7 protein-coding genes are annotated in these 9,226 nt (G+C 73.2%); 3 read left to right on the top strand and 4 right to left on the bottom strand.

All coding sequences use genetic code 11. The annotated features are described in order from the left end of the window. Positions 1-83: 83 nt before the first annotated feature. On the top strand, positions 84-2,924 hold the full coding sequence (locus tag ACFWFZ_RS33935; protein ID WP_387127810.1) for a DEAD/DEAH box helicase: 2,841 nt from the start codon (positions 84-86) through the stop codon (positions 2,922-2,924). 53 nt (positions 2,925-2,977) lie between these two features. On the opposite strand, the gene ACFWFZ_RS33940 is transcribed toward ACFWFZ_RS33935, so the two are convergent. The 4 genes from ACFWFZ_RS33940 to ACFWFZ_RS33955 form a co-directional block, all read right to left on the bottom strand. Continuing rightward, positions 2,978-3,964 carry a pseudouridine synthase gene (locus ACFWFZ_RS33940; RefSeq protein ID WP_387127812.1) on the bottom strand — a complete coding sequence of 329 codons (987 nt, stop codon included), beginning with the start codon at positions 3,962-3,964 and terminating at the stop codon, positions 2,978-2,980. Positions 3,965-3,983: 19 nt separating this feature from the next. Continuing rightward, complete coding sequence (locus ACFWFZ_RS33945) at positions 3,984-5,528, bottom strand: serine hydrolase (protein ID WP_387127814.1); 1,545 nt, start codon at positions 5,526-5,528, stop codon at positions 3,984-3,986. A gap of 101 nt (positions 5,529-5,629) precedes the next feature. Beyond that, on the bottom strand, positions 5,630-6,469 hold the full coding sequence (locus ACFWFZ_RS33950; protein WP_387127816.1) for a siderophore-interacting protein: 840 nt from the start codon (positions 6,467-6,469) through the stop codon (positions 5,630-5,632). 47 nt (positions 6,470-6,516) lie between these two features. Then, positions 6,517-7,422 carry a 5'-3' exonuclease H3TH domain-containing protein gene (locus ACFWFZ_RS33955; protein ID WP_387127824.1) on the bottom strand — a complete coding sequence of 302 codons (906 nt, stop codon included), beginning with the start codon at positions 7,420-7,422 and terminating at the stop codon, positions 6,517-6,519. Positions 7,423-7,642: 220 nt separating this feature from the next. On the opposite strand from ACFWFZ_RS33955, the gene ACFWFZ_RS33960 reads away from it, so the two are divergent. Both ACFWFZ_RS33960 and ACFWFZ_RS33965 read left to right on the top strand, forming a co-directional pair. Next, the gene (locus ACFWFZ_RS33960) at positions 7,643-8,284 is read left to right on the top strand and encodes a helix-turn-helix domain-containing protein (protein ID WP_387127818.1); all 642 of its coding nucleotides are present in this window, start codon (positions 7,643-7,645) and stop codon (positions 8,282-8,284) included. Between the two features lie 25 nt (positions 8,285-8,309). Beyond that, positions 8,310-9,008 (top strand): helical backbone metal receptor, encoded by a 699-nt coding sequence (locus ACFWFZ_RS33965; protein ID WP_387127820.1) that lies wholly within the window; start codon positions 8,310-8,312, stop codon positions 9,006-9,008. Positions 9,009-9,226: the final 218 nt, after the last annotated feature.

The raw sequence follows: 9,226 nt of genomic DNA on the forward strand, positions 1-9,226 counted from the left end.
GCAGCCGGCCGCTTCCGCTCTGCGGCCCCTCACATAAATGATCGAGACTGTTGTCAGAGCCGACGGGTAGGCTCGACAGCAAGATGACCGAAGAACTCTCACCCGCCGAGCGGTACGCCGCTGCCCGGATCCGCGCCGCCGAAGAGGCCACCGCCCTGGCCCCCTTCCGCGAGATGTACGACTTCGACCTGGATCCGTACCAGGTGGAGGCCTGCAAGGCGCTGGAGGCCGGCAAAGGCGTCCTCGTCGCCGCCCCGACCGGCTCGGGCAAGACCATCGTCGGCGAGTTCGCCGTGCACCTGGCCCTCGCGCAGGGCCGCAAGTGCTTCTACACGACGCCGATCAAGGCGCTCTCGAACCAGAAGTACGCCGACCTCGTCAAGCGCTACGGCGCCGACAAGGTGGGCCTGCTCACGGGCGACAACAGCGTCAACTCCGAGGCGCCGGTGGTCGTGATGACCACCGAGGTGCTCCGCAACATGCTCTATGCGGGCTCCCAGTCGCTGCTCGGCCTCGGCTACGTCGTGATGGACGAGGTCCACTACCTCTCCGACCGGTTCCGCGGAGCCGTCTGGGAGGAAGTGATCATCCACCTCCCCGAGTCGGTGACCCTGGTCTCCCTGTCGGCCACCGTGTCCAACGCCGAGGAGTTCGGCGACTGGCTGGACACCGTGCGCGGGGACACCGAGGTGATCGTCTCCGAGGAGCGGCCCGTCCCGCTGTGGCAGCACGTCATGGCCGGCCGCCGGATCTACGACCTCTTCGAGGAGGAGTCCGACCACGGCGGCCGCGGCTCCGCGCGCCGGGAGGTCAATCCCGACCTGCTGCGCATGGCGCGCGAGGAGAACAGCCGCACCTACAGCCCGAAGGACCGGCGGCGCGGCAAGATGGTCCGCGAGGCCGACCGCGAGCGCGAGCGGCGCTCCCGCGGCCGGATCTGGACCCCGTCCCGCCCCGAGGTCATCGCCCGCCTCGACAACGACGGGCTGCTGCCCGCCATCAACTTCATCTTCAGCCGGGCCGGCTGCGAGGCCGCCGTCCAGCAGTGCCTGTACGCGGGCCTGCGCCTCAACGACGAATCCGCGCGCCTGAGGGTCCGCGAGCTCGTCGAGGAGCGCACCGCCTCCATCCCCACCGAGGACCTGCACGTCCTGGGCTACTACGAGTGGCTCGAAGGCCTGGAGCGGGGCATCGCCGCGCACCACGCGGGCATGCTGCCGACCTTCAAGGAGGTCGTGGAGGAACTCTTCGTCCGCGGACTGGTGAAGGCCGTCTTCGCCACGGAGACCCTGGCGCTGGGCATCAACATGCCCGCGCGCACGGTGATCCTGGAGAAGCTCGTCAAGTGGAACGGCGAGCAGCACGCCGACATCACCCCCGGCGAGTACACCCAGCTGACCGGTCGGGCCGGACGGCGCGGCATCGACGTCGAGGGCCACGCGGTCGTGCTCTGGCAGCGCGGCATGGACCCGGCCGGCCTCGCCGGGCTCGCGGGCACCCGGACGTATCCGCTGCGCTCCAGCTTCAAGCCCTCGTACAACATGGCCGTCAACCTGGTCAGCCAGTTCGGCCGGCACCGCTCGCGCGAACTGCTGGAGACCTCCTTCGCGCAGTTCCAGGCCGACCGCTCGGTCGTCGGGATCTCCCGGCAGGTGCAGCGCAACGAGGAGGGCCTGGAGGGCTACCGGGAGGGCATGACCTGCCACCTGGGGAACTTCGAGGAGTACGCGCAGCTGCGCCGCGACCTCAAGGACCGTGAGACGGAGCTGGCCAAGCAGGGCGCCGCCCAGCGGCGGGTGCAGGCGGCCAGCTCCCTGGAGAAGCTCAAGCCGGGCGACATCATCCACGTGCCGACGGGCAAGTTCGCCGGGCTCGCGCTGGTCCTGGACCCGGGCGTGCCGGCCGGACGGGTCCACGGGCACCGCGGCTACGAGTACGCGGAGGGCCCGCGTCCACTGGTGCTCACCGCCGAGCGGCAGGTCAAGCGGCTCGCCGCGATCGACTTCCCGGTCCCGGTCGAGGCACTGGACCGGATGCGGATCCCCAAGTCCTTCAACGCGCGCTCGCCGCAGTCCCGTCGGGACCTGGCGTCCCAGCTGCGCAGCAAGGCCGGGCACATCACGCCGGAGCGGCGCTCCCGCGGCCGGGCCGCGGCCGCCGACGACCGCGAGATCGCCAGGCTGCGCACCGAGCTGCGGGCGCACCCCTGCCACGGCTGCGACGGGCGCGAGGACCACGCCCGCTGGGCGGAGCGCTACCACCGGCTCCGGCGGGACACCCTGCAGCTGGAGCGGCGGATCGAGGGCCGGACGAACACCATCGCCCGCACCTTCGACCGGATCCACGCCCTGCTGACCGAGCTGGACTACCTGCGCGAGGACGAGGTCACCGTGCACGGCAAGCGGCTCGCCCGGCTGTACGGGGAGCTCGACCTGCTGGCGTCCGAATGCCTGCGCGCCGGGATCTGGGAGGGCCTGAGCCCGGCAGAACTGGCCGCCTGCGTCTCGGCGCTGGTCTTCGAGGCCCGGCAGTCCGACGACGCGGTCGCGCCGAAGGTCCCGGGCGGCGCGGCGAAGGCCGCCCTCGGCGAGATGGTCCGCATCTGGGGCCACCTCGACGCCCTGGAGGAGGAGCACCGCATCAACCAGGCCGAGGGCGTGGGCCAGCGCGAGCCGGACCTCGGCTTCGCGTGGGCGGCGTACCAGTGGGCCTCCGACAAGAGCCTGGACGAGGTGCTGCGCGAGGCGGAGATGCCGGCCGGCGACTTCGTGCGCTGGTGCAAGCAGGTCATCGACGTGCTCGGCCAGATCGCCGCGGCGGCCCCCTCGGCCGCCGGCGACAGCGGCAGTACGGTCGCGAAGAACGCCCGCAAGGCCGTGGACGCGCTGCTTCGGGGCGTCGTGGCCTACAGCTCCGTCGGCTAGTGCTGTGATCGGCCGGCGCGCGGGGAACTCCTCCGCGCGGCGGCCGAGTCGCGTCAGGGGCCGGGGGTGGGCGGCCTGTCCGCCGGGGGGCCGGTCTCCCAGCCGGGTCGGTCGCGCCAGGCCTGGAGGGTGCGGGCGCTCTCGAAGCGGTGGGCCGCGCCGGTGACCGGGTCGGTGAACGCCAGGACGCGGGCCAGGAGTTGCAGCGGTCTGCGGTAGTCGTCCGGCGCCGGATCGGTGACCTCCGGATACACCGGATCGCCCAGGATGGGCAGGCCCAGGCCGTTCATGTGCACCCGCAGCTGGTGGGTGCGGCCGGTGTGCGGGGTCAGCCGGTAGCGGCCCAGGCCGCCGCGGACGTCGACGAGCTCGATCAGGCTCTCGGCGTTGGGCGGGCCGGGGACCTCGGTCGCGGCGATCACCCCGCGGACCTTCTCGATCCGGCTGCGGACCGTGCGCGGGAAGGTGAGCGCCCGGTCGCGGGCGGCGAGCGCCTCGTACTCCTTGTGCACCTGGCGCCGCTGGAAGAGGAGCTGGTAGGCGCCGCGGTCCTCGGGCCGGACGCTGAACATCACCAGGCCGGCCGTGAGCCGGTCCAGGCGGTGCGCCGGGCTGAGCCCGGGCAGGTCCAGCTCCTCGCGCAGCCGGGCCAGGGCCGTCTCGGTGATGTGGCTGCCGCGCGGAGTGGTCGCCAGGAAGTGCGGCTTGTCCACGACCAGCAGGTGCGCGTCCCGGTGCACCACGCGCACCGCGAACGGCACCCGCGGCTCGGGGTCCATGTCCCGGTGGAACCACAGGTAGGCGCCGGGCTCGTACGGGTCCCGCGCGTGCAGCACCCGCCCGCCGGGGCCGAGTACCCGGCCAGCGGCCAGCAGGTGCGCCATGGACTCCTCGCCGCGGGTGCCGGCGTAGCGGGCGGCGAGGTAGCTGCCGAGGTCCGGCCACGTGCCGTCCGGGTCGGCGGGCAGCCGGAGCCGGACCGGGTCGATGCCGGCCCGCTGGGGGAGGGGCGAGGGGGGTGCCGGGGATCTGCGTCTCATCGGGGGACAGGCTATGCGGCTACTGCCGGGTGAAGGTGCCCAGGTGGTCGGCGTCGAGGTATTCGACGCGGAGCGTTCCGTCGGCGAAGGTCACCCCGGTGCGGCCGACGGCGTTCTCGCCGGTGGTCTCGAAGCTGAAGGTGTCGCCGTCGTAGTGGGCCAGCGGGAAGCGCAGCGGCTTCGGGCCGAGGGCCAGGGTGAGCGCGCCGTCGTCGCCGGCGGTGACAGTGGCCCTGCCGTAGTACGGGTTGTCGTACGTGCCGGTGTAGGCGGCGCTGGGCCGGGCCGGCTTCGCACCGGCGGGCGGGTGGGCGTAGTCGGTGGGAGAGCGGCCCGCGGCGTCGATCTGTGCGTAGAGGGATCCGGCGAGCGCCAGCCAGTCGGTGGTGGCCTTGCCGTGCTCGGCGAAGTCGAAGAAGTCCAGGGCGACGGCGTCGGCGAGGCCGACGGGGGCGCCGTTGGTGAGGACGACGATGCCGAGCTTCTCCAGCGGGAGCATGGTCACGTTGGTGTTCGCGCCGAGCTCGAAGGCGCCCGAGTGGCTCAGTCGCAGCCGGCCGGCATCGTCGTAGGAGACGTTCCAGCCGAGGCCGTAGAAGCCGGTGCGGGCGGTGGGGGTCGCGGGCGGCTGCGAGACGATCTCGGGCACGTGGGTGCGGGCGAGGGTGTCGGCGGGGACGATCCGCTTGCCGTCGAGGGTGCCGCCGGCGAGCTGGAGCCGCAGCCAGCGGGACATGTCGCGGACGGTGGAGCTGACGCCGCCGGCCGGGGCCTGGGCGTCCGGGTCGCGGACGTGGCGGGGACTCCAGGTGCCGTCCGGGTTCCTGACGTGGGTGGCGGCGTGGTCGGGGGAGTCGGCGAAGGCGGAGAACTCGGTGCTGGTGCGTGTCATGCCGGCCGGTTTGAAAAGGGTGTCGTCGGCGAGCTTCTGCCAGCTGGTGCCCTTGGCATGGGCGATGGCCTCGGCGGCGGCCGTCAGGCCGAAGTTGGTGTAGGCGTAGCTCGCGCGGAAGGGCGTCAGCGGTGCCAGGCGCAGGCGGCCGAGGATGTACGCCTGGTCGTAGCCGAGGTCTTCGAGGAGGTCGCCGGCATGGTCGGGCAGGCCGCTGCGGTGGGAGAAGAGGTCGGCGGTGGTGACGTGCCCGGTGACCCAGGGGTCCTTGAGGGAGAAGCCGGGGAGGCTGGTGCGGCGGTCCCACTGGGCGGGGTCGGTGAGGGTCGCGGCGACGACGGTGGAGGAGACGGGTTTGGAGAGCGAGGCGATCTGGAAGACGGTGTCGGGGTCGACAGTGGCGCTCTCGCCGGTGCGGCGGACGCCGAAGCCCTTGAGGTGGACCACCTCGTCGTCGTGGACGACGGCCACCGCGACGCCGGGGACGCCGGTACGGCGCATCATGTCCTCGACGGTGCCGTCGAGCCGGGCGACGGCCTTGTCGACGGCGGCGTCGGTGAGTTGGGGCAGGGGAGCGGGGGGCGGGCTCGGCGCGGTCGTCGCGGCCGTGGCCGCCGAGGCGGTGAGGAGGGCCGCGGCCCCTGCCGCCCCGAGGGCGCGGAGCGTACGCATGGGGACATTGTCCCGCCGAGTGCCCGGCGGCGCGCGCCGCGCCGCCGCCGCGGGGGTCGCATCGCGCGCCTCAGGCACCGGCGGGGCCGGATCGGGCGGGGTCAGGCGGCGGCGCGGTGTTCCTGTTCGGCTTCCACCGTCGCGTTCCAGTCGCGCTTGATCGCGCGCCAGCCCTCGTCGGTCTCGCCCAGGCGCCAGTAGCCCGAGATCGACAGGCGTTCGCGGGCGATGCCGCGTTCCAGGCGGAGGTGGCGGCGCAGGTCCTTGACGAAGCCGGCCTCGCCGTGGACGAAGGCGTGGACGTCCGTCGAGGGGAACTCCAGGGCCTGGACCGCCTCGACCAGGGCCTCGCCGACCGGGCGGTCGCCGCGGTGGAGCCAGACCGGTGCGACGCCGTCCGGGGTCGCGACCTTCAGCTCGTCGGCCGGGCCGTCGATCTCCACGATGGCGTGGACCTCCGCGCCCGCCGGCATCCGCTCCATCGCCGCGGCGATCGCCGGCAGTGCGCTTTCGTCCCCCACCAGGAGGTGCCAGCCCGCCGCCGGGTCCGGGGCGTAGGCGCCGCCCGGGCCCAGGAACCGTACGAGCTCGCCCGGCTGGGCCCGGGCCGCCCACGGGCCGGCCAGGCCCTCGTCGCCGTGGATGACGAAGTCGAGGGTCAGTTCCCGGTGCAGCGCGTCCCAGTTGCGCACGGTGTAGGCGCGCTGGCGCGGCCACTGCGCTCGCGGAAAGTCGCCGCGGATGCGTTCCAGGTCCCACGGAGAGGGGTAGGTGACACCCTCGGGAGCGAAAAGGAGTTTCACGTAATGGTCGGTGTACTCGCCCGCGCCGAAGTCCGCCAGGCCCTCACCACCCAGCACGATCCGCACCATGTGCGGCGAGAGCCGCTCGGTGCGTACGACAACGGCGGTGCCGACAGTGCGGCCGCGTCCTTCTGCCACGGTATCCCCTGACTCCCATGAAACTTAGCCTTACCTAAGTTACCACCTCAGGAGCGTAGGGCGCTGCTCAGGCGGGACACAGCTCCACCCAATCCCCACCGATGGGCTAGTGCGTCGACCAGTTCGGGCTGCGCCGGGATCGCCGGAAGGGCCGCGTCGAACTGCGGAAGCGGCACGTCGGAAGCCACCTTGACCACCTTCGGGGCCACCGCCAGATAGGGCCGCGACTCGTCCAGCCGCCTGCGCTGGGCGGGCGTCAGCTTCGACTTCGGGTCGTCGACCGCCGCGATGATCCCGGCCAGGTCGCCATAGGTGTCGAGCAGCTTCGCCGCCGTCTTCTCACCGATTCCGGGGACGCCCGGCAGGCCGTCGCTCGGGTCGCCGCGCAGCAGGGCCAGGTCCGCGTAACCGGGGCCGTCCACCCCGTACTTCTCCCGCAGCCACGCCTCGTCCGCCACCTGGAGCGTGCCCACGCCCTTGAGGGGGTACAGCACCCGCCGCTGCCGGGCGTCGTCCACGAGCTGGTACAGGTCCCGGTCGCCGGTGACGATGTCGACCGGCCCCGTCGCACGGGTGGTGAGCGTCCCGATCACGTCGTCCGCCTCGTAGCCGGCGACGCCGACCCGGGCGATGCCGAACGCGTCCAGGGCGGCCTCGATGATCGGCACCTGCGGGGCGAGCGTGTCCGGGGTCTCCTCCACGTCGGGACCCGTCTCGGTCTCGACCGCGACCCGGTGGGCCTTGTACGAGGGGATCAGCTCCACCCGCCAGTGCGGCCGCCAGTCTGCGTCCATGCAGGCCACCAGGTCGTCCGGCCGGTGGTCCTGGACGAGTCGGCCGATGAAGTCGAGGAGCCCGCGCACGGCGTTGACCGGGGTGCCGTCGGGAGCCTTCACGGAGTCCGGCACGCCGAAGTAGGCGCGGTAGTAGAGGGAGGCGGTGTCCAGGAGCATCAGGCGTCGTGTCGTCACGCAGACGATGATGCCGCAACGGGCTGCGGGGGCGTTCGCCGTCACCGGGGCGCCCCGGCGCGCGCCCGAACGCCCCCGGAGCGCCACTGACGGTGAGCGGACGGGTACGGGAAGGTCGGTGCGGGCGAAACCGGAGGCGGTTGCTGCGTAAGGTGCTTACAGCACACCGATGTGCGACGGACAGGGGGAGGGCAGCCCCGAAATGAACGACAGGGACGGCGCGGACGGCCTGAACGGCAAGCTGAACGACGTGGACGACAAGAGCAAGGACAAGGACGGCAAGGAGCCGCTGCGGGTGGGTGTGGCCGTGCGCAAGCGCCGCCGCGCGCTCCACCTGACGCTGGCCGCCGTGTCGGCGCGAAGCGGTCTGTCGGTGCCCTTCCTGAGTCAGATAGAGAACGAGCGGGCCCGGCCCAGCATGCGGTCCCTGGAGCGGGTCGCGGACGCCCTGGAGACCACGGCCGTCGAGCTGCTGGCCGCCTCCGACACCGCGCGCACGGTGGACCTCGTACGGGCCGGCGACGAGCCCGCGCTGACCCCGGTGCCGGGCGTACGGCCCCTCGTGCGCGGGCACCACCAGCTGCACGCACTGGAGTTCACCGGTGACCAGGACGCCGGGCGCGAGTACCAGCACCGCAACGACGAGCTGATGTACGTGGTCGAGGGGGCCTGCCAGGTGGAGGCCGAGGGGCGGGCGTACCGGCTGGAGACCGGGGACGCGCTGTTCCTGTCCGGTGGCGTACGCCACCGCTGGCGGGCCGTCACCGAGGACACCCGGATCCTGGTGGTCGCCGTCGGCGACCACATCCACGCGACGTCCGAGCCGCCGTCGCCGGGGCGCTGACAGGGTGCGGCGGGTCGTTTCGCTGGTGCCGTCCCTGACCGAGGCGGTGGCCGTGAGCGCGCCGGGGCTGCTGGTCGGGGTCACCGACTGGTGCACGCACCCCGGCGACCTCGGGTCGGCGCAACGGATCGGGGGGACGAAGAACCCCGACGTGCGCAGGATCGCGGAGCTCCGCCCCGACCTGGTGATCGCCAACGAGGAGGAGAACCGGGCACCGGACCTGGCCGCGCTGCGCGCGGCGGGGCTGGAGGTGCTGGTCACCGAGGTCCGAGACCTGCCGCAGGCGCTGCGGGAACTGGACCGGGTACTGGTGGCGGCGCTGGGACTGGCGAGGCCGGCGTGGCTGGCGGACGCGGAGGCCGCGTGGGCCGGCGTGGAGCGGGTGGGCGAGCTGTCGGCCTTTGTGCCGGTGTGGCGGCGGCCGTGGATGGTGCTGGGCCGGGACACCTTCGCGGGTGACCTGCTGGGCCGACTCGGCGTACGGAACGTCTACGCCGGGCACGCGGAGCGGTATCCGAGGATCCCGGTGGAGGAGCTGGCGGCGGCCGGCTGCGATCTGGTGGTGCTGCCGGACGAGCCGTACGCCTTCGCGGCGGGCGACGGGCCGGAGGCCTTCCCCGGCCTGCCGGCGGCGCTGGTCAGCGGACGGCATCTGACCTGGTACGGGCCCTCGTTGGCGCAGGCGCCGGGGGTGTTGGCGGAGGCGTTGCGCTCCGCGGGCTGAGGCCGAGTGGGGACCTGGGGCGCCGCCGGGACTGTGCGGTTCGGCTGCGGCCGGTGGTGCGGCTGCGGCCGGGTGGCTGCTGGGGCTGCGCCCCGGGCTGTGCGGTTCGGCTGCCCGCCGGTGGGTGGCTGCTGGGGCTCTGCCCCAGGCCCCGCGCCTCAATCGCCGGCGGGGCTGGGTGGTGTGGGGTGGTGCCCCGCCGGAGTGTCTCCTCGGCT

It is taken from the genome of Streptomyces sp. NPDC060232 (assembly GCF_042726555.1).
Classification (GTDB): Bacteria; Actinomycetota; Actinomycetes; order Streptomycetales; family Streptomycetaceae; genus Streptomyces.